The sequence below is a fragment of the Kribbella sp. C-35 genome (genome assembly GCF_046549195.1).
GTDB lineage: Bacteria > Actinomycetota > Actinomycetes > Propionibacteriales > Kribbellaceae > Kribbella.
Window position 1 is genome coordinate 58,684 of the sequence record NZ_JAJPWG010000006.1, and the last position, 25,911, is coordinate 84,594.

23 protein-coding genes are annotated in these 25,911 nt (G+C 68.8%); 15 read left to right on the plus strand and 8 right to left on the minus strand.

What is annotated here, in order from left to right:
* Positions 1–58: 58 nt before the first annotated feature.
* Entirely contained in the window at positions 59–1,207 is a 1,149-nt protein-coding gene (locus tag ACLJOO_RS34890) for an MFS transporter (protein ID WP_410791940.1), read from the plus strand.
* Here the strand turns inward: ACLJOO_RS34890 and ACLJOO_RS34895 are convergent.
* Together ACLJOO_RS34895 and ACLJOO_RS34900 are read right to left on the minus strand one after the other, a co-directional pair.
* Positions 1,169–2,359 (minus strand): M20 metallopeptidase family protein, encoded by a 1,191-nt coding sequence (locus tag ACLJOO_RS34895; RefSeq protein WP_410791941.1) that lies wholly within the window; start codon positions 2,357–2,359, stop codon positions 1,169–1,171. The two genes, ACLJOO_RS34890 and ACLJOO_RS34895, sit on opposite strands and share 39 nt — an antisense overlap.
* Entirely contained in the window at positions 2,356–3,276 is a 921-nt protein-coding gene (locus tag ACLJOO_RS34900; RefSeq protein WP_410792469.1) for a 5'-3' exonuclease H3TH domain-containing protein, read from the minus strand. Before ACLJOO_RS34900 ends, ACLJOO_RS34895 begins: the two co-directional genes overlap by 4 nt.
* 103 nt (positions 3,277–3,379) lie before the next feature.
* Here ACLJOO_RS34900 and ACLJOO_RS34905 point away from each other — a divergent pair, with 103 nt between their 5' ends.
* The gene (locus ACLJOO_RS34905; protein ID WP_410791942.1) at positions 3,380–3,820 is read left to right on the plus strand and encodes an Lrp/AsnC family transcriptional regulator; all 441 of its coding nucleotides are present in this window, start codon (positions 3,380–3,382) and stop codon (positions 3,818–3,820) included.
* The gene (locus ACLJOO_RS34910) at positions 3,817–4,479 is read left to right on the plus strand and encodes an HAD family hydrolase (RefSeq protein WP_410791943.1); all 663 of its coding nucleotides are present in this window, start codon (positions 3,817–3,819) and stop codon (positions 4,477–4,479) included. Before ACLJOO_RS34905 ends, ACLJOO_RS34910 begins: the two co-directional genes overlap by 4 nt.
* Here the strand turns inward: ACLJOO_RS34910 and ACLJOO_RS34915 are convergent.
* The 3 genes from ACLJOO_RS34915 to ACLJOO_RS34925 form a co-directional block, all read right to left on the minus strand.
* Positions 4,473–6,248 carry a hypothetical protein gene (locus ACLJOO_RS34915; RefSeq protein ID WP_410791944.1) on the minus strand — a complete coding sequence of 592 codons (1,776 nt, stop codon included), beginning with the start codon at positions 6,246–6,248 and terminating at the stop codon, positions 4,473–4,475. The genes ACLJOO_RS34910 and ACLJOO_RS34915 overlap by 7 nt on opposite strands.
* Positions 6,249–6,375: 127 nt before the next feature.
* Positions 6,376–7,353: a hypothetical protein gene (locus ACLJOO_RS34920; RefSeq protein WP_410791945.1), complete on the minus strand. Its 978-nt coding sequence runs from the start codon at positions 7,351–7,353 to the stop codon at positions 6,376–6,378.
* Positions 7,354–7,499: 146 nt separating this feature from the next.
* Entirely contained in the window at positions 7,500–8,966 is a 1,467-nt protein-coding gene (locus ACLJOO_RS34925) for a KamA family radical SAM protein (RefSeq protein ID WP_410791946.1), read from the minus strand.
* 185 nt (positions 8,967–9,151) lie between these two features.
* Here ACLJOO_RS34925 and ACLJOO_RS34930 point away from each other — a divergent pair, with 185 nt between their 5' ends.
* From ACLJOO_RS34930 to ACLJOO_RS34965, 8 genes are all read left to right on the plus strand, one after another.
* Positions 9,152–10,195 (plus strand): L-erythro-3,5-diaminohexanoate dehydrogenase, encoded by a 1,044-nt coding sequence (locus ACLJOO_RS34930; RefSeq protein ID WP_410791947.1) that lies wholly within the window; start codon positions 9,152–9,154, stop codon positions 10,193–10,195.
* A 3-nt stretch (positions 10,196–10,198) separates the two neighbouring features.
* Positions 10,199–11,785, plus strand: a complete 1,587-nt coding sequence (locus tag ACLJOO_RS34935) for an amidohydrolase (RefSeq protein ID WP_410791948.1) — start codon at positions 10,199–10,201, stop codon at positions 11,783–11,785.
* On the plus strand, positions 11,782–13,341 hold the full coding sequence (locus tag ACLJOO_RS34940; RefSeq protein ID WP_410791949.1) for a lysine 5,6-aminomutase subunit alpha: 1,560 nt from the start codon (positions 11,782–11,784) through the stop codon (positions 13,339–13,341). Before ACLJOO_RS34935 ends, ACLJOO_RS34940 begins: the two co-directional genes overlap by 4 nt.
* Positions 13,338–14,108, plus strand: coding sequence for an OAM dimerization domain-containing protein (locus tag ACLJOO_RS34945; RefSeq protein ID WP_410791950.1), 771 nt, complete (start codon positions 13,338–13,340; stop codon positions 14,106–14,108). The genes ACLJOO_RS34940 and ACLJOO_RS34945 overlap by 4 nt, the downstream gene beginning before the upstream one ends.
* 2 nt (positions 14,109–14,110) lie before the next feature.
* Positions 14,111–14,500 carry a hotdog domain-containing protein gene (locus tag ACLJOO_RS34950; RefSeq protein ID WP_410791951.1) on the plus strand — a complete coding sequence of 130 codons (390 nt, stop codon included), beginning with the start codon at positions 14,111–14,113 and terminating at the stop codon, positions 14,498–14,500.
* 542 nt (positions 14,501–15,042) lie between these two features.
* A complete protein-coding gene (lnt, locus tag ACLJOO_RS34955) occupies positions 15,043–16,608 on the plus strand; it encodes an apolipoprotein N-acyltransferase (RefSeq protein ID WP_410791952.1) in 1,566 nt (521 codons plus the stop codon).
* A 73-nt stretch (positions 16,609–16,681) separates the two neighbouring features.
* Entirely contained in the window at positions 16,682–17,161 is a 480-nt protein-coding gene (locus ACLJOO_RS34960) for an FxsA family protein (protein ID WP_410791953.1), read from the plus strand.
* A gap of 204 nt (positions 17,162–17,365) precedes the next feature.
* Positions 17,366–19,615, plus strand: coding sequence for an FUSC family protein (locus ACLJOO_RS34965; protein ID WP_410791954.1), 2,250 nt, complete (start codon positions 17,366–17,368; stop codon positions 19,613–19,615).
* Here the strand turns inward: ACLJOO_RS34965 and ACLJOO_RS34970 are convergent.
* From ACLJOO_RS34970 to ACLJOO_RS34980, 3 genes are all read right to left on the minus strand, one after another.
* Entirely contained in the window at positions 19,605–20,771 is a 1,167-nt protein-coding gene (locus tag ACLJOO_RS34970; protein ID WP_410791955.1) for a GDSL-type esterase/lipase family protein, read from the minus strand. The two genes, ACLJOO_RS34965 and ACLJOO_RS34970, sit on opposite strands and share 11 nt — an antisense overlap.
* A gap of 1 nt (position 20,772) precedes the next feature.
* A complete protein-coding gene (locus ACLJOO_RS34975) occupies positions 20,773–21,345 on the minus strand; it encodes a WHG domain-containing protein (protein ID WP_410791956.1) in 573 nt (190 codons plus the stop codon).
* A 90-nt stretch (positions 21,346–21,435) separates the two neighbouring features.
* Positions 21,436–21,807, minus strand: coding sequence for an RNA polymerase-binding protein RbpA (locus tag ACLJOO_RS34980; RefSeq protein ID WP_130385606.1), 372 nt, complete (start codon positions 21,805–21,807; stop codon positions 21,436–21,438).
* Positions 21,808–22,063: 256 nt separating this feature from the next.
* Here ACLJOO_RS34980 and ACLJOO_RS34985 point away from each other — a divergent pair, with 256 nt between their 5' ends.
* From ACLJOO_RS34985 to ACLJOO_RS35000, 4 genes are read left to right on the plus strand one after another with little or no spacing between them, the layout of a single operon-like run.
* Positions 22,064–23,428 (plus strand): efflux RND transporter periplasmic adaptor subunit, encoded by a 1,365-nt coding sequence (locus ACLJOO_RS34985; protein ID WP_410791957.1) that lies wholly within the window; start codon positions 22,064–22,066, stop codon positions 23,426–23,428.
* Positions 23,418–24,110, plus strand: coding sequence for an ABC transporter ATP-binding protein (locus ACLJOO_RS34990; RefSeq protein ID WP_410791958.1), 693 nt, complete (start codon positions 23,418–23,420; stop codon positions 24,108–24,110). Before ACLJOO_RS34985 ends, ACLJOO_RS34990 begins: the two co-directional genes overlap by 11 nt.
* Entirely contained in the window at positions 24,110–25,339 is a 1,230-nt protein-coding gene (locus ACLJOO_RS34995; protein WP_410791959.1) for an ABC transporter permease, read from the plus strand. Before ACLJOO_RS34990 ends, ACLJOO_RS34995 begins: the two co-directional genes overlap by 1 nt.
* A gap of 13 nt (positions 25,340–25,352) precedes the next feature.
* Positions 25,353–25,910 (plus strand): hypothetical protein, encoded by a 558-nt coding sequence (locus ACLJOO_RS35000; RefSeq protein ID WP_410791960.1) that lies wholly within the window; start codon positions 25,353–25,355, stop codon positions 25,908–25,910.
* Position 25,911: the final 1 nt, after the last annotated feature.

Sequence of the window (25,911 nt, forward strand, 5' to 3'; positions counted from 1 at the left end):
CCGTGAGAACGATCTACTGTCTCTCACGGATAGAATGCCACTTAACCGTGAGGATGAGATGAAGCTGACGGCGTTGCTGGTGTGCGTGTTCGGAGTGACCACGGGGGAGTTCGTGGTGGCCGGGATCCTGCCGGCCGTGGCGGGGGATCTGGGGGTCTCGATTCCGGCGGCGGGGCTGCTCGTCACGGCGTACGCGCTGGGCATGATCGTCGGCGGTCCGTTGCTGACGGCAATCACCGCGGGACGGCCGCGAAAACCTCTGGTCCTTGGGCTGCTCGCGATCGCGGTGACCGGCAACCTGCTGTCGACGGTCGCTCCCGGGTACGGCGTTTTGTTCGCGGCACGGATTGTGACGGCGCTGGTCACGTCCACGTTCTTCGCGAACGCGATCGTGATCGCGACCACCTCCGCGCCGCCGGACAAGAAGGCGTCCACCGTCGCGAAGCTTGCCCTCGGCATGAACCTGGCGATGATTCTCGGCGCACCGCTCGGTACCTGGATCGGCGACGTGTTCGGCTGGCGTACGACGTTCGCCGCGATCACAGCCTGCTGCGCGGCCGGCCTGATCCTGGTCGCCCGGTACATCCCGAACGATCAGCTCGGCGTGCGCACCCGCGCGCTGGGGGAGTTCGCCGTCTTCCGCAACCGTGAGCTGCTCCTCGCGATCGCCATCACCGCCGTCGCGAACATCGGCGTACTGATGGTGTTCATCTACCTCGCGCCACTGTTGACCGGCCCCGCGTCGTTCCCCGCGGAGGCGATCGCCCCGATGCTGCTGGTGTACGGCGTGGGCGCGACGATCGGCAACCTGGTGGGCGGCCGCCTGGCCGACCGTGCCCTGCTGCGTTCGCAACTCGGCGCGCTAGCACTGCTGGTTCTGCTGCTGACCGCTCTCCGACTCAGCCCGGCCGCGATCCTGACCGGTGTGCTCATCTTCGCCCTCGGAGCGGTCGGCTTCTCCGTGATCCCCGGCATGCAGGCCCATGTCCTCTCCACGGCCGCCGGGGCTCCGACGTTGGCGATCGCCGTCAACGCCTCGTCGTACCAGGTCGCGGCCGCGTTCGCAGGCTGGTTGGGCGGCCGGGTCGTCGCCGGTCCCGGCCTGCCCACGATCTACCTGGTCGCCGCAGCGACGACGGTCCTCGGACTCGCCCTCACCGGGCTGGCCTTAGCGCGCGAGACGACGTACGGCGAGCTCCGCCAGTAGGGCTGCGCCGTCGGGGAGGACCGAGTCGTCGAAGTTCGCCAGCGGGCTGTGGTTGTCGGCGGCTGCGTCGGGGTCGGGTGAGGCGCAGGCGCTGAGGTTGAGGTAGACGCCGGGGACCTCCTGCAGGATGTAGGAGAAGTCCTCGGCGCCGCAGCGTGGGTTCGGGCGTTCGCGGAACCGATCCGCGCCGAAGACGTCGACGATGGTCTCGCGGGCGAAGTTGTACTCCGCCTCGTTGTTGACCGTCACCGGGTACCCGACCCGGTACTCCGCCTCGACCTGCAGCCCATGTGCGGCCGCGAGCCCCTCGACCAGCTGGATCGACGCCTCCTGGATCTTCGCCTGGGCCGCCGCGGAGAACGTCCGTACGGTCGCGTCGAAGAACGCGTCGTCCGGGATGATGTTCTCCTTCGTGCCGCCCGCGATCCGGCCGACGGTCAGCACGACCGGGTCGAACACGTCGAACTGCCGCGTGACCATCATCTGCAGCGCGGTCACGATCTCGCAGAGCACGGGGATCGGGTCCTTACCGCGGTACGGCGTGGAGCCGTGCGTGCCCGCCCCGATGACGCGAACGCTGAGCTGGTCGGCCGCAGCCATGAACGACCCGGGCTTGCTGCTCCACATCCCCAACGGCTGCGACGACGACCCGACGTGCAGTCCGTACGCCGCATCCGCCCGCCGGCCGGCCGCGTCGAGAACCCCTTCGCGGATCATGATCGGCGCGCCGCCGGTCGTCTCCTCGCCCGGCTGGAACATGAACACCACGTCACCCGCGAGCTCGTCCCGCATCGCACTCAGCACCTTCGCGGCGCCGACGAGCCCCGCGACGTGCAGGTCGTGACCGCAGGCGTGCATCATCCCGGGATGCTGGGACGCGAACGGTACGTCGGTCCGCTCGGTCACCGGCAGTGCGTCCATGTCGCCGCGCAGGAGCACGACGGGACCAGGTCCGCCACCACCCCGCAGTACGGCGGTCACCGACGACAGCTCCTTGCCGAGCGTGATCTCCAGCGGCAACCCTTCGAGCGCGTCGAGGATCAGCTGCTGCGTCTTCGGCAGGTCGAGGTCGTACTCCGGGACCTGGTGCAGCGCCCGGCGCAACGTGACGATCTGCTCGCGGAACTGCTCCGCCAGCTCACGGGTCCTCACGCTTTCGGGCCCAGGTCGAGCGCCGCCATGACGCGTTGGGCGCTGCTGCCGAGCTCGAGCAGTTCGACGAGGTCCAGCCAGCGTTCCGGGTCCTTGATCTCCCGCGGCAGCGTCGCGTCGTACGTCCCGACCGGCGCGTCCTTCGCCACCGCGACCACCTTCGGCGCGACGTCGAGGTAGTCGGCCGCGGCCACGATCTTCTTCTTCACCCCTGGCGCCATCGGCGTACTCGGGTCGGCGGCCGCGGCGCGGATCGCGTCCAGATCGCCGTACGCCGTGACGAGCGAGGCGGCCGTCTTCTCGCCGACGCCCTTCACGCCGGGCAGGCCGTCGGACGCGTCACCACGCAGCGTCGCGAAATCGGCGTACCGCTGCGCGGGGACCTCGTACTTCGCGAGCAGCGCCTTCTCGTCGTACACCTCGGCCCGGCCGACGCCGCGGGCGGCCGTGTAGACGACCCGGATGCCGCGGCTGTCGTCGATCAGCTGGAACAGGTCGCGGTCCCCGGTGACGACGTCGACCGGCATCGTCGCCTGGTGGGACAGCGTGCCGATCACGTCGTCGGCCTCGTGGTCCGGCGCGCCGACGACGGTGATCCCGATCGCCTCGAGGCAAGCCCGGATGTACGGGATCTGCGCCTCCAGGCGGTCCGGCACGTCCTCGACCTGCTCGCCCTTCGCCGACACGAACTCGACCCGCTGCGCCTTGTACGACGGAATCAGCGCGACCCGCCACGACGGCCGCCAGTTGTCGTCCCAGCACGCGACCAGGTGGGTCGGGCGGTGGTTCTCGGCCAGCCGCGCGATGAAGTCGAGCAATCCGCGGATCGCGTTGGTCGGCGTACCGTCGGCGGCCTTCATGGTGTCCGGCACGCCGAAGAACGCACGGAAATAGAGCGACGCGGTATCGAGCAGCATCAAGCGCTGGGGTCTGTCGGCCATGCCCAGATGCTTTCACAGCCCACGGACAGCCCGCGAGATCGCATGCGGCGGGGGCGCTTGCTCCAGTAATGTCTTCAAGATGGAGGACCTGGACCGCAAGATCGTCGGGCTGCTCGCGTCCGACGGCAGGATGAGCTTCACCGACCTGGGCAAGGCGACCGGCCTGTCCACGTCGGCCGTACACCAGCGGGTGAAGCGGCTCGAGCAGCGCGGGATCGTCCAGGGGTACGCCGCCACCGTCGACCACACCGCGCTGGGTCTGCCGCTGACCGCGCTGATCTCGATCCGGCCGATCGACCCGTCGCAGCCGGACGACTCACCGGAGCGGCTCCGGGAGGTCCCGGAGATCGAGTCCTGCTACTCGGTCGCCGGCGATTCCAGCTACATCCTGGTCGTCCGGGTCGCGTCACCGGCCGCGTTGGAGAACCTGCTGGCCGTGATCAGGGCGCGCGCGAACGTCTCCACAACCACGACGATCGTGCTCAGCACGCCGTACGAACGCCGCCCACCGGCCCTGTGAAGGTCCTGCTCAGCGACCTGTTCAGCACACTGATCTCGGGCGGGGACGCTTCTCGGGACCTGGTGAACGCTCAGATGGGTGCTGTGCTGGGCGTCGACCCGGCCGCGTTCCAGGCGGCCTTCGACGCATCGTCGTACGAGCGATTCATCGGAGCGTACGGCGACCTGCCGAGCACACTGCGCGTGATTGCCGAGCGGTGCGGTGGCACACCGACCGACGAACAGGTGCAGGAGGCAACGGGCCTGCGCCGCGCCCTCGCCCAACGGCTGCTCGGCCGGGTGCCTGCGGCGACGCTCGAGACGTTGGCCGCGTTCAAGGCGGCGGGCTGGCGGATCGGGCTGGTCAGCAACATCACCGCCGAAACCCAACTCCAGTGGCCCACCAGCCCGCTCGCGCAGTACTTCGACGCGACCGCTTTCTCCGCGGAGGTCGGCGCCGCCAAACCGTCGCCCGCGATCTACGAGACCGCCTGCGCCGCCCTCGGCGCCGACCCCAGCGACTGCATCTACGTTGGCGACGGCAACGACAACGAGCTCCCGGCCGCCGCGTCCCTCGGTATGCACGCGATCCGCACCACCGAACACGCCGACAACGCCCCGACCTGGTCCGGCCCGACAATCACGACGTACGCCGAGCTCACGACGTACCTGATTCAGTAGCCGCCCGCGTCGACGACCTGGGACTCGAAGGACGCGACCTGGATCTTGCCCTTGCCCGTCGGCGGGATCAGTAGCACCGCGTCGTGGATCGTCTCCGAGGTCAGACGGTTGTAGTACTTGACGGACTTCGGGCTGAACGCGGTCTCCGGCATCCCGTCCCACCAGAAGTGCCAGTTGGGCCCCGGCACCAGCGTGTACTCGTGGGTGAGCGAGACGAACACCACCGCCGTACCGGATTTGGTCACGAACGCGGGCGACTGCGGCGGGGCCGTGAACACGTCGGTCATGCTGCGGGTCGATCCGCGCATCTTCGCCTTCTCGGCCCTGTTGCTCACGATGCCCGTGAGCATCTTCGTGATGTCAGCGTTCGGCTCGAAGGCGGCGGCGCGCGGTGATTTGGCGCCGCCGGTCAGGTACGTCGCCAGGCTGGTCGCGGCGACCTGTGGGGCGGCCGCGAGCTTGGTGTCGTCGGACTTGGTCGCCGCGCGGAGGCCGGTGACGTCCGGGAGCTTGACGGTCGTCTTCACACCGGCGGCGAACGTGATCATCCACGGGCTGCCGGCGGTGGCGCGCTCCCAGACGCCGAGGTGGCGGTAGGCCTTGTTGGTGGAGATCCCGGAGTTGCTGACGAAGCGCATCGGGTAGCTCGCGGACTGCGGCGCGCCGATCACCGGGTTGGTGTAGACGAACGGTCCCGTCGGCTTGTCCTTGGCGACGCGGTCGATCTCGTATCCGGCCTGGCTCTCACGGACAAGGTTGCCGCCTTCAACAGTCGCGATCAGCTTGTCGTCACGGATGCTGTTCGCCTTGTTGTTGACGACGTTGTAGTGCTTGATCACCCCCACCGCGGCCGCGTCACCGATCGCCGGGCGAGTCAGAGCCGACACACTGTCCGCCTCCGGAACCGCCGCACAACCAGACACCAACCCGAACGCCAGCCCACCAACCACCACCCGCCGAACCGCCCCACCACCCGAAGGCCGCTGAGGTGCCTGCTGCTGACCGGAGACGGGTGGGTACTGGACTGGCTGGCCTTGGCCCGGTTGGCCTTTGACAGGCGGGTGCTGGGTCGGTGGGTACTGCGGCTGCGGGAATCGCGGGTCGTTCTGTGGCTGCGGATGATGCCACTCCGAGCTGGCCGTCTCGCCCTGCTGGGGTGTGGTGGGGCGGCGGCGGATGAGGATAAGGAGGATGCCTAGGGCAAGGAGGACGAGGCCGGCGGCGAACACGCCCAGTGCGGTCGCGAACGCCTTCGGGATCTCGATGCCCAGGTCGACCTGTACGTCGGGAGCCGTCTTCCCGTCCGCGTTCATGATGACCACGTCGTACGGCCCGTCCTCGATCGGCCACGCGATCGACTGTGTACCGGCGCCGTTCGCCTTCGCGACCCACCAGTCGAGCGTGTCCGGCGCGGCGAGCGGACCCGCCGTACCCTTCTCGTCCTGCGTCGACAGCGCGATCGGGAACTGCACCTGTACGAGCTTCGTGTGCGCGATGCCCTTCAGATAACTGCTGACGTCGAAGTCCCGAGCCACCCCGACGAACACCGGCTGACCCTTCGTCGACCGTACGTCGACATGCAGCACCGGACCATGCCGGTTCAGCAGCTCCGGCGTACTCGCGATCGCCAGTCCTTTGCTCGCGAGATGCTGCTCACCGGACTGAACCGTGTCGTCCGGCCCGATCAACCAGAACGCCGCGGCCCCACCGACGACCGCGACGATCAACCCGATCAAAGCCAGCAGTACGCCGAATATCCTGCGGATCACCCGCACAAGAACTCCCGAGATCGCGGCATGCCCCAGACAAACCGCCCGACAAAGAGAGCCGTGATGCTAACCCCACCCCGAGCCACCGAACGCCCCGGGCCCCGCCACCTCCCACAAAAGCCCAGCCTCAGTACCCGCCCGCGTCGACGAGTTGGGAGCCGACGGCAAGGATCCGGACCTTCCCCGAGCCCTTCGGCGGGATGACGAGAACGACGTCGTGGAGGCTGACGTTCGTGAGGGCGTTCTCGTAGTACTTGGTCGCGGGACTGAAGGCGGAGAGTTCAGGCGACGTCCACGACACCTGGTAGCCCGAGCCGATGTCCACGCGGTACTCGTCGTTGAGGGTGAGCAGGACGAGCGCCTCACCGGACGGTGTCGCGAAACTCACGGGTTGACCCGTGACGGTGAAGGTGTTGCTGACCTTCCGGTACTGCTTCGGCTGCTGGACGGCCATCGACTTGGCGTCCGCGACCTGGGCGAGGATGTCGCTGATCGGCTTCGACGGCGCGAAGGTCGTGGCATCCGGCGACTTAGCGCCGATGGTGAGATAGCTGGCCAACTGATTCGCGACGGTGCCGGGTGCTGCACTCCATCGGGAGGCGTCGGTCGGTCCGATTTCCCGCAGACCGTTGAGGTCCGGAAGCTTGGTCGCCGTCGGGACCCATTGGGTGAAGGTGTGCATCCAGGGCTCGCCGGCGCTCCTGCGTTCCCACACCCCGACCTGAACGTAGTCATTGGAATTCGACGCCGCTGACTTGGTGACGAACCGCATCGGGTAGGTGCCGTAGGCCGGCGCGCCGACCACCGAGTCGGTGAGGAAGAACGGCTTGAAGTTCTTGTTCGCCTTGTCGACTGCGCGCTCGATCGTGAAGGCGGCGCGACTCTGCCGTAACAGGTTGCCGCCCTCGACCGTGGCGATGAGCATGTCGTCGCGACGGCGGTTGGCCGCGTTGTTGACGTCGTTGTAGTGCTTGACGACGGATTGGGCGGATTCGGTGGTGATGGCTGGGCGGGTGAGGGACTCGACGGTGTCTGCTTGGGGGATTGCGGAGCAGGCGGTCAGTAGGGCTGTGGTGGCGGCGAGGGGCCAGGGGGCAACACGCACTTTGCGGTCTCCGGATCGGGTGGGTGGTCGATCGGAGATGTTAACGGTTGCCGTGTGCATCTAGTGGGTCACGAAGAGCGAATTGCAGGAAGTTGCAGGCCTTCGGTGCCATCCCCTGCGTTGGTGGCACCGAAGGCGGATTGGGGTTAGTTGATGTCGAGGAGTTTTTGGGCCTCGGCTGCGGTGCGGGAGGCGGCGGCTCGGGCTTCGGCTTCGGCTAGGTGGTTGCCGGCGTGTTGGGTCCACCAGTTCTGGCCTTCGACGGGCAGGGTGTCGATCGGGTCGTAGTACTCGTAGGTGCGGTTCAGCGCCTCGGGGTCCTGCTGTTCGATGCCGGTGCGGTAGTTCTTCTTCCAGTACGAGATGCCGCGGACCTCGTCGTACTCGGACAGCTGGTGCACCCAGCGCTTGCCGACGTACGGGACGTCGCACACGATGCGCGGCGTCGCGAAGCCAGGCAGGTACCCGAGGATCCCGTGCTGCAGGTGCTGCGCGTCGCGGACCGAGACCCGCCAGTGCTCCGAGAAGGGGATCATGTCGCACATGTAGAAGTAGTACGGCGTGATGTTCGCGCCGTCGAGCAACGCGAAGGACAGGTCGAGCAGCTGCGGGATCGAGTCGTTGACGCCGCGCATCAGGACGCCCTGGTTCCGCACGTCCCGCAGACCGGCCTCGAGCATCGCCTTCGACGCCTCGGCGACCAGCGGCGTCATAGACTGCGCCGCGTTCACGTGGGTGTGCATCGCGAGCATCACACCTCGGCTGCGAGCGATCCCCGCGACTCGCTCGACACCCGACCGGACGTCGTCGGACAGCCAGTGTTGCGGCATACCCATCAAGGCTTTGGTGGCCAAGCGGATGTCGCGGATGTTCTCGATCTCCAGCAGGCTGGTGAGGAACGCCTCGAGCCGCGGCCAGGGCATGTTCGCCACGTCGCCGCCGGAGACGACGACGTCCCGGACGCCCGGCGTACGGCGCAGGTAGTCGAGCATGTCGTCGAGCCGGGTCTGCGGCTTCGCGACGAACTTCAGCTTGTCGATCACGGGGGTCGAGTTCCCGACCAGGTCCATCCGCGTGCAGTGACCGCAGTACTGCGGGCACGTCGGCAGGATCTCCGCGAGGACCTTGGTCGGGTAGCGGTGGGTCAACCCCTCTGTGGCCCACATCTCGTGTTCGTGCAGCGAATCCCGCGCCGCGTGCGGGTGCGACGGCCAATCGGTACGGCGGTCAGTGAACACCGGCAACATGTAGCGGCGGACCGGATCGGCGTAGAACGCCTCCGTGTAATCGGCTGCACCGGAAGGAACGATCGTGTTCAGCATCTGCGGCGGCAGCAGCATCGACATCGTCGCGCGCTCGGCCTGGTCGCGGGTGAGGTCGTCGTAGAACCGGTCCTCGAGCAGGTCGCCCATCACCTCGCGCAACTGCTTCACGTTCTTGACGCAATGCGACCGCTGCCACTGCACCGAGCGCCACTCCTCGGCCGTGACGTCCTTCCAGCCGGGCAGCCGGGTCCAGTCCGGCTCGACCAGCTCGGCACGCTGGTACAGGTAGGGCTGACCGTCGCGAGGCTGCTCCGAACGAGCCAGCTCCGGGGTGATCAGGTCGGTCACGGGTCCTCCGCGGGCCAGAGTAGGGATGCAGTGGGGGTATTACTGTCTCATGTGAGGATAGCGATAGAACTTCCCCTAGATCCAACAGTACGCCGCAAGAATTCTCGTCAAGCATCGATCTGAGTAGTATTTTGCCTGACCGCACAGCCTTGACCACGCAGCCTTGGCCGCACAGAGGAGGACCCGTGTCATCGAGCCCGGTAGGACTGCACCGTGTACTCGCGCCGTCCGGCGTGTTGCCGCAGGCGGCGGAGAAACTCGACGCACGTCCCGGGATCTGGCCCGACGAGGTTCGCATCGCGGTCGAGCGGCTGAACCTGGACGCCGCGTCGTACCGCCAGCTCGCCGAAGCGCACGGCGGTGACGGTACGGCGATCCGCCGCGCGGTCCTGGACATCATCGAGACCCGCGGCAAGATGCAGAACCCGGTCACCGGCTCCGGCGGCATGCTCGTCGGCGTGGTCGACGAGGCCGGCCCGGACTCGCCGCTCGGGGTCCGCAAGGGCGACCGCGTCGCGACTCTCGTTTCGCTGACGCTGACCCCGCTGCAGATCACCGACGGGCTGCGCGACTGGGACGGCAGGAGCGAGCAGGTGCCGGCGCAGGGGCACGCGATCCTGTTCGCGCGGTCGATCGTCGCGAAGCTGCCCGACGACCTGAAGCCGGAGCTGTCGCTGGCCGTGATGGACGTGTGCGGCGCCCCGGCGCTGACCGCTCGGGTGGTGCGATCGTATGTCGACAAAGGCATAAAGCCTGTCGTGTCAGTAATTGGCGGCGCAGGGAAATCCGGCTCGTTGTCGCTGGCCGCCGCCCGCAACGCCGGCGCGGCGCGGACGATCGGCGTCGTCCCTGTGCAGCAAGAGAAGGAGCGACTCGAGAGCTCGGCGCTGGCCGATGTCGTGGCGCTGGCCGACGCCCGCGATCCGGTGGCTCTGGCGAAGGCGGTCGAGGACGCCGGGGGACCCGCGGATATCACCGTGGTGTGCGTCGACGTACCGGGGTGCGAGCACGGAGCCGTCCTGTCGACGGCCGCCGGTGGCACCGTCATCTTCTTCTCGATGGCGACCTCGTTCTCCGCGGCCGCGCTGGGGGCAGAGGGGCTTGCCGCGGACGTCACGATGCTCGTCGGCAACGGGTACGTCCCGGGGCACGCGGACTATGCGATGGAGCTGTTGCGGACCGAGCCGGGTGTCCGTGGTCTGTTCGAGAGCAGGCTGGCGGAGGATTAGGGCGTGCGCACACTTCTGACGAACGGTTCCGTCTACTCACCCGCCGACCCCCACGCGACCGCGATCGCGTTCGACGACGGGGTGGTGACCTGGCTCGGTGACGACACGGGCGCGAGTTCGTACGCCGCAGGCGCGGACGAGGTGATCGATCTCGACGGCAAGCTGGTGACGCCGGCGTTCGTCGACGCCCATGTCCACACGGCCGGTGCCGGCGCGGTGCTGACCGGTCTCGACCTCGCCGGGACGACCTCGCTGACGGACGCTCTCGATCGGCTCGCAGCATTCGCGGCGAACCTCCCGGAGGACGCGGTCATCGACAGCGCCGGCTGGGACGAGACCGCCTGGCCGGAAGGTCGCCCGCCAACCGTCGAGGAGCTCGACCGTGCAGGCGGCGGCCGCCGTGTCTACCTGTCCCGCATCGACGGCCACTCGGGCGTCATCTCGTCGGCGCTCGTCCCGGTCGCGAAGGATCAAGAAGGGTACGACGAGACCGGCCGCGTGGAGCGCTCCGCTAATCACGCCGTACGGGATGCTCTCGGCGACCTGATCGGTGCGGATCAGCGGCGGCAGGACATCGAGGCCGCGCTGAAGGCCATGGCTGCCAAGGGAATCGGCGCGTTCCACGAGATGGCCGCGCCGCACATCGGGCCGCTGTGGGAGCTGCCGATCGTGCGCGAGGCGGCCGAGCAGCTCGGCCTCGCCGCGACACTGTACTGGGGCGAGCCGGGCGCCTTCGAGCACCTCGGCACCTACGGACTCGCCGGTCTTGCCGGTGATCTGAATGCAGACGGTGCCCTCGGTTCTCGTACGGCGGCTTTGCGGGAGCCGTACGCCGATCGCGCCGACCACCGCGGCCACGCGTACCTGACGGCGGAACAGATCGCCGAGCATGTGATCGCCTGCACCGAGCGGAACGTGCAGGCGGGGTTCCACTGCATCGGCGACCAGGCGCTGGACAACATCGCGCGCGGGTTCGAGCTCGCCGCCGAGAAGGTCGGCGTCCAGGCGCTCGTCGCGGCGCGGCACCGGCTCGAGCACGTCGAAATGGTGGACGAGGCAACAATCGCGGTCCTTGCGCGCTGCGGCGTGGTGGCGAGTGTGCAACCGAGGTTCGACGCCCTCTGGGGCGGTCCGGACGGCATGTACGCCGAGCGCGTCGGCGACCGCTGGCGGGGGATGAACCCGTTCGGTTCGCTGGCCCGCGCGGGCGTCGTACTCGCGTTCGGCTCGGATGCGCCGGTGACGGAGGTTGGTGGCTGGGAGGCCGTTCGGGCGGCCGCGTTCCACCACGAGCAGTCCGAGCGGATCACGGTACGGGCGGCCTTCCAGGCGCACACGCGGGGAGGCTGGCGGGCGGCGGGGATCGATGACGCCGGAGTACTTGCGTCCAGCACGGCCGCGACGTACGCGATCTGGCAGAGCGATGCCGACCTCGTCGTGCAGACGCCGGACACCCGCGTCGCCGCGTGGTCGACGGACCCGCGGGCCGGCGTACCGGTGCTGCCGGATCTGAGCCAGGGAACACCTACCTGCCTGCGAACTGTCGTCGGTGGTCGTGTGGTTTATGAAGCCGAGGGATGGTCCCAATGAACAAGAAGCTGGACCTCGATCCGGTCACCGTCCGCAAGGCGCGCAGTCTGGCGCGCAAGGCCGGGAAGCCGATCGTCAACCTGGCCCGGCAGCACACCACGGTGTCGGTCGAGCGAGCGGTACTGCGGCTCGCCGGGCTGACCGGCGCCGACACCGAGGGCATCCCGTGGGTGAACCGGCTCGCGGACACTGTGCGCGCGGACGTAGGTCTCGAGCACGGTCTCGCGCTGCCGGTGTGGGACGCGCTGCTCCGTGGCGAGGCCGAGGACCTAGCAGTGCTAGCGCAGAAGGCCGCGTCGGGTTCCGTGACGTTCCGGATGCCTGAGGGACGCGACGCCGTACGGGCACGGTCCGCAGCACGCAAGGCGGCGACTGCCGGGATGAAGCGGATCGACGGGCGGCGGCGGGAGCGGGACCGGCTGATCAAGCGGCACGGTGATCCGGAGCAGCGCCCTTGGATCTACCTGATCGTTGCCACCGGCGACATCTACGAGGACATCCCGCAGGCGCAGGCGGCCGCGCGTGAAGGCGCCGACATCATCGCCGTGATCCGGTCGACGGGGCAGTCGCTGCTGGACTACGTGCCGGAGGGCGCGACCCGCGAGGGGTTCGCCGGTACGTACGCGACGCAGGAGAACTTCCGCCTGATGCGGGCCGCGCTGGACGAGTCGTCTCGCGAGTTGGGCCGGTACGTCCGGCTGACGAACTACGCGTCCGGGCTGTGCATGCCGGAGATCGCGACGCTGGCCGGGCTCGAGCGGCTCGACATGATGCTGAACGACTCGATGTACGGGATCCTCTTCCGCGACATCAACCCGATCCGGACGTTCGTCGACCAGCGGTTCAGCCGCCAGATCCACGCCCGCGCCGGGATCATCATCAACACCGGCGAGGACAACTACCTGACCACCGCGGACGCGGTCGAGGCCGCGCACACGGTGACGGTCTCGCAGCTGCTGAACGAGTACTTCGCCAAGGAGGCCGGGCTCGAGGACTGGCAGCTGGGGCTCGGGCACGCGTTCGAGATCAACCCGGACATCCCGGACTCGTTCCGGCTCGAGCTCGCGCACGCGATGCTGGCGCGGCAGCTGTTCCCGAACGCGCCGCTGAAGTGGATGCCGCCGACCCGGCACATGACCGGTGACGTGTTCCGCGGGTACCTGCTGGACGGGTTCTTCAACCTGGTCGGTGCGATGACCGGGCAGGGCATCCTGCTGGTCGGCATGATGACCGAGGCGGTCGTGACGCCGTGGATCTCGGACCGCGACCTGGCGCTGCAGAACGTCCGCTACGTCTTGGGTGCCGCGGGCAACCTTCACGAGGACTTCCGGCCGGAGCCGAACGGCTTCATCGCACAGCGTGCCCGGCAGGTACTGGGGGAGTCGGTCGAGCTGCTGGACCGGATCGTCGACGACGGCCTGCTGAACGCGATCGGCGACGGCACCTTCGGCCTGATGAAACGGCCGCAGGACGCCGGTCGCGGTCTGGACGGGGTCGCGCGCAAGTCCCCGGCGTACTACAACCCGGCGATCGAGTTGTTGGAGGAAGGCCAGTGAGCATCATCCGGCCGTACGGCGACACCACCGGGGACGGGATGGTGCAGCTGTCGTTCACGTTGCCGGTCCCGCATGACAAGCGCGCCGAGGGCGCCGCGGTCCAGCTGGCCAACAAGATGGGCATGGATCCGGCCCTGGTCGTGCACTCGAAGCCGATCGGCCCGGACTTCACGTTCTTCGTGGTCTACGGCCCCGTGAACCACCTCGTCGACACGTCGAAGGTCGAGGTGATCGAGCGCGACTACCCGTTGCTGTCGCCGAAAGAGGTCAACCTCGCGATCCGCAAGGGCCTGCGCCGCCGGCTGACCGTCGTCGGCGCCTGCATCGGCACCGACGCGCACACGGTCGGTATCGACGCGATCCTCAACATCAAGGGGTTCGCGGGGGAGAAGGGCCTGGAGTACTACCGCGAGGTGAAGGTCGTGAACCTCGGCGCGCAGGTCGCCGTACCCGAACTCGTCCGGCGGGCCAAGGCCGACAAGGCCGACGCGATCCTGGTGTCGCAGGTGGTGACGCAGCGCGAGGCGCACGTCCTCAACACCAAGGAGATGTCCGCGGCGTTCCGGGAGGCGTACGCCGAGGACGCGCGACCCGTACTTGTTGCCGGCGGCCCCCGTTTCACCGAGCAGATGGCCGGCGAGCTCGGCGTCGACCGGGTGTTCGGCCGCGGGACGACCCCGGGGGAAGTGGCCAGCTATCTCGTTGACGCGCTAGTGACTCGCCGGCATAACTACAGGCTGCATTCAATGAAGAGCGGGGTTGCATAAAGGTGTCTAAGGCAACCATCGGACTGACCGTCACGCACCGGCGCTACGTTCCGTACAGCCACGCGCACTACGCCGGGAACCTGGTCGACGGCGCCTATGTGCTCGCGCTGTTCGGCGACGTCGCGACCGAGGTCTGTATCCAGGCGGACGGTGACGAAGGCCTGTTCGCGTCGTACTCGGATGTGCAGTTCCTGCAGCCGCTGCGGGCCGGCGACGTCGTCGAGGTGAAGGCAACGATCACGCGCGTCGGGAACCGCAGCCGCGACGTCGACTTCAGCGCGTACGTCGTGTGCCGCGGACGTCCGGACCAATCGGAGTCGGCGGCCGAGGCGCTCGCCGAACCGCTGGAGATCACCCGGGCCAAAGGAACCGTCGTCGTACCGGTTGGGTGACGATTGGTTGCCCTGGGTAACGATCACGTGGAGTGCCGATATCGCTCTGTAACGTGACTCGACTGAGGGATCTTCGTTTTCCCTTGTAGGGCAGGCGATAGTGTTACAACGGGCTCAAAGAGCCGGGGGAGAGGTTGACACCGTCGCCGCCAGCGAGCATCGTTTTGGGAGTCGTCATATCCCGTTTGTTCAACGGTCACACGAAGTTCGGCCGCCGGATGATCCCGCGACGCTGACCAGGCCAAAGCCAGGCTTGAGTCGACGGGGGCTGAGATCACCGGAGGTTAGCCCCCCGCGGGGCAGAGGTGGAAGAGGCTCGGCGGCCAGTAGACAACAGCCTGACAGTGCGCAGCCAGCGCATCGACGGTTGGTCCGAAGGCACGCCGAGCCTCTTTCCTCTGGCCGGACCACGGACTGTCGATACTCCTTCACTTTGCGCGATCGGTGCCGAATGGCTACCGGCCGGATACATTTGCGTGTCCGGGACGTTGTACGGTCGTTCGACCGGCGTCCGTCGGTGCGTGAGGCAGAGGGGTTACCGCGTGGACCGGTTGAAGGCTCTTGGGCGGATCATGCCCCGGGTGGCGGTGGCGGTGGCCGCCGGTGCGCTGCTCGGGTTCGCGTTCGAACCGCATGATCATCCCTGGCTGACGATCGTCGCCGTACCGCTGTTCCTGGCCGCCCTGAACGGGATCTCGATGAAGGCCGGCTTCCTGGTCGGCGCCGGGTTCGGGATCGCGTACTACGCCGTCCTCGTGCCGTGGCTGAGCATCATCGGCGGCGACGCCGCGATCGCGCTGGCGATCCTCGAGGGTCTGTTCTACGCAGTGTTCGGATTGTTCGCGACACAGGTGCTGAAGCTTCGGCTGTGGGCGCTGTGGATCCCGTGCCTGTGGGTGGCGACCGAGTTCGCGACCGCGTCGGTGCCGTTCGGCGGGTTCCCGTGGGGCCGGCTCGCGTGGGCGTGGTCCGACGACCCCCTGGGCAGGCTGGCCGCGTACGTCGGCATTCCGGGCCTGAGCTTCGTCATCGCGTTCGTCGGCGTCCTGCTGTACGCCGTACTGCGCCGGGGAACCGCGCTGCGCCTGCGGGCCGTGGCGCTCGTCGCGGGGCTGGCGATCGTGTTCGGGACTGCGCTGATCCACCGGTCGATCGAGGGCGACGGGCAGACCGTGCGGGCCGCGATCGTGCAGGGCAACGTGCCGGGCAAGGGGCTCGAGTTCCTGGGCCGGGCGCGGACCGTGACGCGGAACCACCTGCAGGCGACGCTCGACCTGCAGAAGCGGGTCGAGGCCGGGACCGAGATGAAGCCGGACCTGGTGATCTGGCCGGAGAACTCGACCGACATCGACCCGTACAAGGACGCGGAGACCCGCGCGGACATCGAGACCGCGGTGAAGGCGGTCGGCGTACCGATCCTGGTCGGCGCCGTCACCGAGGGACCGGGGAACAACGAGCGGCAGACCACCGGCATCGTCTGGGATCCCGTGACCGGGCCCGGGCAGCGGTACGCGAAGCGGCACCCGGTGCCGTTCGGTGAGTACATCCCGTTCCGCGACCAGTTGCTGCCTTACATCAAGCGGCTGGAGATGATCGGCGCGCAGACCGTGCCGGGCGTGGGGCCGGGCGTCATGCCGATCCGCGGGGTCACGTACGGCGATGTCATCTGCTTCGAGCTCGCGTACGACAACGTCATCCACGACGTGGTCAAGGGCGGCGCACAGGTGCTGATCGTGCAGACCAACAACGCGACGTACGGCGGAACCGGCCAGCCCGAGCAGCAGTTCGCGATCACCCGGATGCGCGCGATCGAGACCGGACGCACCGTGCTGATCGCGTCGACGAGCGGGATCTCCGGGGTGATCCGCCCGGACGGCTCGGTCGAGCACAAGTCGGCGCAGTTCGTGCCGGACGTGTACGTCGCGACCGTCCCCGTGCAGAACGGCCAGACGCTGGCCATGACCCTCGGCGGCTGGCCGGAGTGGATCCTCACCGGGCTCGGCCTGCTCGGTCTGGTCCTGGCGCTGGTCGACCGCCGCCGCGGCCGCACGGACAAGACCCTGCCGCCGCCGGCCGCGACGCCGAGCCGCGAGAAGGTCCCGGTCTGAGTCAGGGTTCACTCAGGGTTGGTCGTGCCCACTCGTTCCGTACGCTGGTGTCTCAGGCAGGAAGGGGTAGGACATGCCGTGGTTCGTGGCGCTTGCGTTGCTGGTAGTTCCGATTGCGGAGATCTTCGTGATCATCCAGGTCGGTCAGGTGATCGGCGGGTGGCCGACGGTCGCGCTGCTGCTGGTCGAGAGTGCGCTCGGCGCGTGGCTGATCAAGCGCGAGGGCCGGCGGGCCTGGCGCGCGCTGCAGAGCTCGTTCGAGACCGGCAAGATGCCGGGCAAGGAGCTGGCTGACGCCGGCTTGGTCCTGGTCGGCGGCACACTGCTGCTCACCCCGGGTTTCATCACCGACATCTTCGGCTTCTTCTTCGTCCTCCCCTTCACCCGCCCGCTGGCCCGCCGCGCCATGACCGCCTTCTTCGGCCGCCGCGTCGCCACCCAGTTCAGCGGCCCCGGCCTCGGCACCTTCATCCCCGGCCCCGGCACCCCCGGCCCCCCACGCCCCACAGACGACGTCATCCAGGGCGAAGTAATAGACCCCGACAAGAAGTAACCCGACGCGGGCTACGCGCCCTGATGATCGAGCGCCACCCCGACTGGCGCCTACCGGAATGGATCGACCGCCGAGTCGGCTGCCTCTGCGCAGAACACGCCCAGCGCTGAGAGCCGGCACAGCGAAGGGGCGTGACCGGAGGCGTTGGTTGGAGGACACTGGCGCAGTCGGCTTCGGGGCTTCGGGCGAGAGGCGGGTTGCGGGGTGGAGCGACTCGGTCGGCGTCTCGTCGCCTGGTTGCGAGGACGGGATCCGGGGCTGGGTGCGACGCGACGCGCGGCGCGGACCGCCGTCGTGATGCCGGTCCTGTTCGCGTTCTGCGCTGCGGTTCTGCACGCTCCGACGGTGGCGACGTTCGCGGCGTTCGGGGCGTTTGCGATGTTGCTGCTGGTCGACTTCACGGGGCCGACGGTTCAGCGGATCCGGGCGCAGATTCAGCTGGCGCTGGCCTGGCTCGTGCTGGTCTCGCTGGGCACGTTCGCGGGCCGGACCGTCTGGACGGCGATCGCGGCCACGGCCGTCGTGGGCTTCGGCGTACTGTTCTCCGGGGTCGTCAGCTCGGTCCTGGCCGGCGCAGGTACGTCGCTGCTGCTCGCCTTCATCCTCTCGGTCGCCACGCCGGCCCCGCTGTCGACGTTGCCGGATCGACTGGCCGGCGTCTCGATCGCTGCCGTGGCAGCGGTCTTCGCCGTCTGGCTGCTCTGGCCGAGGGCGTGGGTCGACCCGCTCGCGGCACCGGCGGCACGAGTGTGTCGAGCGGCGGCGGCGCAGTTGCGCTCGGAGGCGCGGGACTCGATCGAGGTCTGCGCTGTACGCACGGAACGGACCGCGGCCCTGATCGACGAGTTGCGGCGTACGTTCACCGCCACGCCTTATCGGCCGACCGGCCTCTCGACCGGTTCCAGAGCACTGGTGCGACTGGTCGACGAACTGACCTGGCTGAGCGCGATTCTCGACGATCCCGGGCCTGCAGCCCTGTCCGAGAGCGACACCGAGTCAGCTGCCGTCCACCTCGCGGCCGCTGAGGTTCTGGAACGCTGCGCGGAGATACTCGAGGACCCGAAGCTTGACGGGCTCTCCGCAGCCACGGACCTACTTCGTGATGCCGTGGCAACCCTGGAGAAGCGGGCAGGTGCTCGGCTGCCGTCGACGTACGGATCGCCGGCCGATCTTCTCGGAAGACTCCACGCGTCGTTCCGGGCTCAGGAGATCGGCTTCGGCGTGATGCTGATCGCCCAGAACGTCGAGACAGCCCGGATTGCGGACCAGCGCAGATGGACGGACCGCCTGCTCGGCCGCGAACCGCAGTCGCTGACCGGACCGTTGGCCAGCGCCGCCGAACGGGCCGCTGCCCATCTCGAGCCGCATTCGGTCTGGCTGCACAACAGCATCCGCGGCGCGGCCGGTCTTGCCGCCGCGGTGGCGCTCGCGAACTTCACCGGGGTCCAGCACGGCTTCTGGGTCATCCTCGGCACGCTGTCGGTACTGCGTTCGAACGCGCTCAACACCGGGCAGAACGCATACCGCGCAGTCGGCGGCACAGTGGCCGGCTCGCTCGTCGGCGCAGGCCTCCTGCTCCTCATCGGCGACAACCACGTGATCCTGTGGGTCCTGCTCCCGCTCGCGGTCCTCGTCGCAGGCATCGTGCCCGCGGCGATCTCGTTCGCGACCGGGCAGGCCGCGTTCACGGTCACGCTGGTGATCCTCTTCAACATCGCCCAGCCGGAAGGCTGGTCGCTGATCCTGTTTCGCATCGAGGACATCGCGCTCGGCTGCGCGGTGAGTCTGCTCGTCGGCCTGCTGTTCTGGCCGCGCGGCGCGTCCACCGCGGTCGGGAAGGCGCTGGCGGAGGCGTACGTCGACAGCGCGCAGTACCTCGTCAGCGTCGTCGGGTACGCCGTCTCGTGCTGCGCCCCCGGGCCCGCGGCGCCACCGGACGGCCGACGGGCAGCCGCCGCGGCGCGCCGGTTGGACGACACGTTCCGCACGTACCTCACCGAGCGTGGCGCGAAGCCTGTACCGCTGAGCGAGATGACGGCGCTCGTCACCGGCGTCGTGGGCATCCGGTTGGCTGCGGACGCCGTACTCCAGCTCTGGGAGCGGTACGCCGACGCCCGGCCGCCGTCCGACGACCGGGCCGCCGCTCAGGCCGCGCTCGTCGCGTCGGCGGACCGGCTGCTGCAGTGGTACTCCGCTCTCGCCCGCGCCCTGGAGAGCCGTGGCCAGGTGCCCGAGCCACTGCGGCACGATCTTGTCGCCAAGGGCCGTCTGGTGGACGCCGTACGGCAGGACCTGTACGACGCGGACGGGCAGGCCACTCCCACAGCCATCCGGATCCTGTGGACGAACGCCCATCTCGAGGTGGTCCGCCGCCTGCAACCGAGCCTCACGCTCGCAGCCGGCCGAACCAGCACAGCGCCTGCCGAGCACCCCGCTGCATTGGTCAGGCCGTGAAGGGTCCCTTCGGCGTGAAGACGTGCTGGGTGAAGCGGTCTGCGATGAGTTCGTGGGTGGCGGCGTCGGGGTGGAGGTCGTCCGGGAGCGGGTGCGCGACGTTGTCTGCCTCGCCGTACAGCAGCAGGCCGTCCAGGTAGTGGAGATTGGGGTCGGTCAGGGCACGTTGGGCGAGGATGCGGGCGAGCTCGGTGCGGATGACCGACAGGGTGAGTTTGCCGGCGGGGATCTCGTCGGGGTTGCCCGTGGCGGTGAAGCGGAGTTCGCCGGCGGCCAGGGCGGAGAGGTCCCAGTTGGTCGGGCCGGGGGTGTTCTCGTGGATCGGGCAGAGGATGGGGGAGACGACCAGCAGCGGCGTGTCGGGGTGGCCGTCGCGGATGGTGTCGAGGAAGCCGTGGACCGCGGGGGTGAGGCTGCGGAGGCGGAGTCCGTCGCTGTTGACGATGTTGATGCCGAGTTTGAGGCTGATCAGGTCGGCGGGCGTGTCGCGGATGGTGCGGGCGATGAACGGCTGCAGGTACGAACTGCCGCCGAAGCCCAGGTTGACGAGTTCGACACCGGCCTGAGCGGCCGCCAGGGCCGGCCAGGTGCCGGTCGGGTGGGTGGCGTTGGACCCGTGGCTGATCGAGCTGCCGTGGTGCAGCCAGATCCGGCGCGTGACCGGAGCCGGCTCGACCGGAGCATCGGTGCGCAGGGCAACGAGTTCGGTGGTCTCGTCGTGCGGCAACCAGATCTCGACAGTCTTCGGTACGGCGGCCAGCCCGGCCACTCGCAGCGTCTCAGGTTGCCCTGCCCGGGTCGAGGTGGCGCCCGTCATCAGGTCGATGGTGATGACGTCGCCGCCGGACGCGGTGAGCTGTGTCACCAGCTGACCGTCCACGAGTACGTCGTACACGCCGTCCGGGCGCGGGGGAGCGCCGATGTAGTCCCGCTTCGTCGGCACCGTCTCGAGCTCGACGACGGTGGCCGACGTACGGAAGACGAGGCGTACGCCGGAGGGTTGTGACTCGACCATCGACATCTGACCGTCGTCGTACTGCGTTCGCGCCCACGCCGGCAGGCGGTGCGGAAGGAAGCCGCGGTCGGTCTGCTCCAGTTCGAGCGCACCGCGGAGGAGGCGGGGGGAGATGGGGGTGGTGATGGGGGTACCGATCATGTCAGCTCCAGCTGCGGAGGAGGGTGTCGAGGGCGTCGATGATGCGCGGCCAGCTGTCGGCGGCGCTCGGCTCGCTGTGGGAGAAGGAGCCGGCGAGCTCGAGGGTGATGTAGCCGTGGATCGTGCTGCCGAGGAGGCGTACGGCGTCGGTCTGGGCGGGCTCGCCGAGGTCGTACCCACGGAGGACCGCGCGGACGAGCTCCGAGTGCTTACGCCCGGCAGCGACGTACTGCTCACCCAGAACTGAGGCAGCAGCGGCATGGCGGGTGGCGGCGTAGCGGCCCGGATGGGTTCGGGCGTAGTCGCGGTAGACGTCGGCGAGGGCATGCAGGGCATCACGGCCGGCGCGCCCGGCGAGGGCGGCGGCAGCCTGGTCGGCCAGCTCGGTGAGGGCGACCGTGGCGATCCGGGCCTTGAGGTCGTCGGAGCTGCGGACGTGCGAGTACAGGCTCGCTACCTGGACGCCGAATTGCCGCGCCAGCGCCGACACCGTGACCTGTTCGAAGCCGACCTCGTCGGCCAGCTCGGCACCGGCCTGCGCCAGCCGCGCGCCACTCAACCCGACTCTTACCATACCTAATTATGTATTTACCTAAAGCCTTTAGGCAAATCAGACCAAGAAGAAGCCCTCACCGCGCCTTTGCGGTGAGGGCTTCCCAGTGGATCAGGCGGTGCGCTTGGTCCGGTGCAGGTGCGCCGGGCCGATCTCGCCCTTGCGGAGCAGATCGACCCGCTCGGCCAGCAGCTCCTCCAGCTCCGAGATGCTCCGGCGCTCGCGCAGCATGTCCCAGTGCGTACGGGCCGGCTTCTCCTGCTTCGGCTCCGGCTTCTCGCCGGTGGACCGGGCGGCCTCGCTGCCGCAGTGCGGGCACTCCCAGATCGCGGGCACCTCGGCGTCGTGCGCCATCGTGACCTCGACCACGTGGCCGCGGGGGCAGTCGTACGTGATCATCTGGCGCGGCGCGAACTCCACACCGCGGTCATCCTCGAAGCTGACCCCACCCAGCCCCGAACCACGCAGTACGCGATTAGACATGTCAAACCTCCGAGATCGTCATCCGTGCCAACGGTCGGCCGGCCCGGATCATTCCCATTTTGGCATGCCCGAGCCGTATGTACGCACCTGACACAGGCGCCGTGACCTGCTGTCATCGACTGTTCACAGATCCTGCTGTATCACCGCGTTTCGCGAGCCGCCCGATGTACGACGCACCAAATCGGTACCTGGTTCACAGCCTGTTGCCAGGAATCGAGGATCTCCTCCTCAGCAATCGTCCCTAGCCTCAGCGTCCATGGTGCTACCCCGCCACAAGCTCCGTGGCCTCAGTTTCGTGAACGTGGCCCTGGTGGCCATTGTCCTCGCCATCGCCGTCACTGCCTACTTCCTGTTCTTCAAGAAGGATCCGCCGGCCGCCAGCGCGACCCGGCCCTCGGTGGCCGTGCAGCGTGGTGAGGTGACCGCGAGCGTCAGCTCGAGCGGCACCCTGCAGAGCTCCCAGACCGCGTCCCCGCAGTTCGAGACGTCCGGCACGGTGACGCAGGTGCTCGTGAAGGTCGGCCAGGTGGTGGCGAAGGGCGCCGCGATCGCGAAGGTCGACCCGGCCGCCGCAGAGCGGCAGCTGCGGATCGCCCAGCAGAACCAGATCGCATCGGCGAACTCGGTCACCGCGGCCGACGAGACGCTCAGCGACGCGCAGGACGCGCTCGAGGAGGCCGAGGAAGCCTCGGCCTCACCTTCGCCGACACCCACCCCGAGCAACGGCCAACAGCAGACCCAGCAAGAGACTCAGCAGTCTCAAGGTCAAGGTCAGAGTCAGAGCCCGGAAGTTGCCGTCAGCAACGCCGAGGCGAGCCTGGCGAAGGCGAAGGCGGACAAGGAACAGTCCGACCAGGACGTCGAGGCGGCGCAGGCCGCGGTGGACGCGACCACGCTGAAGGCGCCGATCGCCGGCACGATCACGGCGGTCAACGGCTCGGTCGGCTCGGTGGCCGGCGGGTCCAGTGCGAGTTCCAGTTCAGGTACCGGCGGGCAAGGCTCGACCTCAGGTCAAGGTTCGGGCTCAACCTCCAGTACGTCGACCACGTCCGGCACCGGCTTCGTCGACATCGCCGACCTGAAGGCGCTCCAGGTCGTGGCCGCGTTCGCCGAGGCCGACGCGATCAAGATCAAGGCCGGCCAGGCCGCGACGGTCACGCTGAACGCCGAGCCCGGTACGACGCTCACCGCATCGCTGGCGACCGTGTCCCCGACCCCGACCACCACCAACGGCGTGGTCTCGTACTCGGCCACCTTCAGCCTCGCCAAGCTCCCGGCCAACGCCCGGATGGGCCAGACCGCGAACGTCACGGTGCAGACCGCGAAGGCCGCCAACGCCCTCTACGTCCCGAGTACGGCGATCGCGACGAGCGGTACGACGTACACGGTCACGATGGCCGACGGCAGCGGGACGCGTGAGGTGCAGGTCGGCGTACGGGGTGACAGCTACACCCAGATCACGTCGGGCCTGAACGAAGGCGACCAGATTGAGCTGCTGCAGGGCGCGATCGGCGGCACCGGGACCCAGAACGGCCAGAACCGGCAGCAGCCTGGCGGTGGGCAGTTCCCGGGCGCGGGCGTCGGCCAGGGAACCGGCGCCGGAGGCTTCCGTGGCCGCTGAGTCCCTGATCGAGATCCGGGAGGTCACCAAGACGTACGGCCAGGGCGAGACCGCGGTGCACGCTCTCCGGGGCGTGTCGCTGCGGGTCGAGGCCGGCGAGTACGTCGCGGTGATGGGCTCGTCCGGATCCGGCAAGTCGACGTTGATGAACATCCTCGGCTGCCTCGACGTACCGTCCCGGGGGGAGTACTGGCTGGACGGGAGCAACGTGGCCCGGCTGAGCGAGGACCAGCAGGCCCTCGTCCGCGGCCGGAAGATCGGGTTCATCTTCCAGTCGTTCAACCTGATCCCGCGCACCACCGCGCTCGCGAACGTCGAACTGCCCCTCACCTACGCCCACCTGCGCCGGGGCGAACGCCGCAAGCGGGCCAACCGGGCGCTCGAACTCGTCGGTCTCGCCGACCGCACCGGGCACCGGCCGAACGAGCTGTCCGGCGGTCAGCAGCAGCGGGTCGCGATCGCCCGGGCGCTGGCGACGGGTCCGCGGATCCTGCTCGCCGACGAGCCGACCGGCAACCTCGACGCCCACTCGACCGACGAGGTGCTCGGCATGTTCGACGACCTGCACGCCGACGGCCGCACGATCATCGTGATCACCCACGAGCACGACGTCGCGGCCCGCGCCCGGCGGCTCGTGCAGGTCTCCGATGGCCGGATCGTCGCCGACGAGGTGACCCGCTGATGTCCCCACGCGACCTGATGGGCGCCGCGCTCCGCGGCCTCACCGCGAACAAACTGAGATCCCTCCTGACCGTCCTCGGCGTCTCGATCGGGGTCGGCGCGGTGATCGTGCTGGTTGCGGTCGGCAACGGCTCGGGGAAGGCGGTGCAGGACCGGCTGGAGGCGATGGGCACCAACCTGCTCACGGTCTCGACCACGGGCGGTGGCGGCGGCTTCGTTCGTGGTCAGGCCGGCCCTGCAAACCAGCAGTACAGCCTGACGCTCGACGACGCCGAGGCGCTCGCCGACAAGAACCTGGCCCCGGACGTCTCCTCGGTCGCGCCCGTGATGACCAGCACTGGTACGGCGACCAACGGCGACACCAGCTACACGGTCAACCAGGTGATCGGCACCACGCCGGCGTACATGCCGGCCACCAACACGCCGGTGCAGATCGGCAGCTCGTTCACGCAGGCCGACGTGGACAACTCGCAGCGGGTGATCCTGCTCGGGCAGACAGCCGCGACCGAACTGTTCACGCGGCCCGCGAGCGCGGTCGGTCAGACGATCAAGCTCGGCGCCGTCGACTTCACCGTCCTCGGCGTACTGGCGAGCAAGGACAGCACCGGGTTCAATGACCCGAACGCGACCGCGATCGTCCCGATCACCACGCTCCGGGCGACCCAGGCCGGGTACGGCGCCCTGAACCAGATCGTCGTACAGGCGGCCGGTCAAGATCGGGTCGACACCGCGCAGGCGGAGGTCACGCAGCTGCTGACCGCTCGTCACCAGGTGCCTGCCGACGAAACGTCGCCGTTCCGGATCACGAACTCGGCGCAGATCCTGCAGACCAGCCAGGACACCGCGGCGACATTCACCGCGCTCCTCGCGACCGTGGCCGCGATCAGCCTGGTCGTGGGCGGGATCGGGGTCACCAACATCATGCTGGTCACGGTCACCGAGCGGACCCGGGAGATCGGGATCCGCAAGGCGCTCGGCGCCCGGCGCCGGACGATCCTCGGCCAGTTCCTGATCGAGGCCACGCTGCTCAGCCTGATCGGCGGCGCGGTCGGGGTCGGGGCCGCGCTGATCGTCACCCGCTTCCAGCTGGCCGGTGTGCAGCCGGTGCTGGTGCCGTCGTCGATCGGACTCGCGCTCGGCGTGTCCGCGGCGGTCGGCCTGTTCTTCGGCAGCATGCCGGCGCACCGAGCCGCCGGTCTCCGTCCCATCGATGCACTACGTCACGAGTGAGAGGCACTTTCAGATGAGCAACCAGACGCCGGACGAGTTCGCCCAGATCGGGTCCGACGAGGAAGTCGACGCGGCGCTGAAGCCGAAGAAGACCCTCAACCTGCCGCTGGCGACGGCGATCCTGACCGGGATCGTGGTCCTCGCCATCGGCCTCGGCGGCGGCGCCGGGCTGCATGCGGCGTTCGCCTCGGACAGTTCGTCGAACCAGCCGCAGGCCGGCGGTCGCGGCGCCGGCGGGTACGGCGGGTTCCGCGGCCAGAACGGGTACGGCCAGAACGCGCCCGGGCAGGGGCCAGGCGGTGCGCAGGGCGGTGGCGGGACGGTGGGCACGGTGGTCTCGGCGACGAGTTCCGAGTTGGTCGTGAAGACCCAGTCCGGCAACGTCACGGTGAAGCTCACCGGCGACACGACGTACGAGATCACCTCGAAGGGGACCGCGGCGGACCTGAAGGCGGGGGAGCAGGTCGTCGTCAGCGGGCAGAACGCCAACGGCACGATCACCGCGAACACCGTCCGCCAGGGCGCGTTCGGAGGCTTCCGCAACCCGAGCGCAACCCCGTCCTCCCGCTGAA

Excerpts from the sequence above, each read along its gene's own strand:
- ACLJOO_RS34890 (WP_410791940.1), top strand. The coding sequence starts at position 59 with ATGAAGCTGACGGCGTTGCTGGTGTGCGTGTTCGGAGTGACCACGGGG.
- ACLJOO_RS34975 (WP_410791956.1), bottom strand. The coding sequence starts at position 21,345 with ATGGTAAGAGTCGGGTTGAGTGGCGCGCGGCTGGCGCAGGCCGGTGCC.
- ACLJOO_RS34995 (WP_410791959.1), top strand. The coding sequence starts at position 24,110 with ATGTCCCCACGCGACCTGATGGGCGCCGCGCTCCGCGGCCTCACCGCG.
- ACLJOO_RS34970 (WP_410791955.1), bottom strand. The coding sequence starts at position 20,771 with ATGATCGGTACCCCCATCACCACCCCCATCTCCCCCCGCCTCCTCCGC.
- ACLJOO_RS34985 (WP_410791957.1), top strand. The coding sequence starts at position 22,064 with ATGGTGCTACCCCGCCACAAGCTCCGTGGCCTCAGTTTCGTGAACGTG.
- ACLJOO_RS34940 (WP_410791949.1), top strand. The coding sequence starts at position 11,782 with ATGAACAAGAAGCTGGACCTCGATCCGGTCACCGTCCGCAAGGCGCGC.
- ACLJOO_RS35000 (WP_410791960.1), top strand. The coding sequence starts at position 25,353 with ATGAGCAACCAGACGCCGGACGAGTTCGCCCAGATCGGGTCCGACGAG.
- ACLJOO_RS34900 (WP_410792469.1), bottom strand. The coding sequence starts at position 3,276 with ATGCTGCTCGATACCGCGTCGCTCTATTTCCGTGCGTTCTTCGGCGTG.
- ACLJOO_RS34960 (WP_410791953.1), top strand. The coding sequence starts at position 16,682 with ATGCCGTGGTTCGTGGCGCTTGCGTTGCTGGTAGTTCCGATTGCGGAG.
- ACLJOO_RS34980 (WP_130385606.1), bottom strand. The coding sequence starts at position 21,807 with ATGTCTAATCGCGTACTGCGTGGTTCGGGGCTGGGTGGGGTCAGCTTC.
- ACLJOO_RS34905 (WP_410791942.1), top strand. The coding sequence starts at position 3,380 with ATGGAGGACCTGGACCGCAAGATCGTCGGGCTGCTCGCGTCCGACGGC.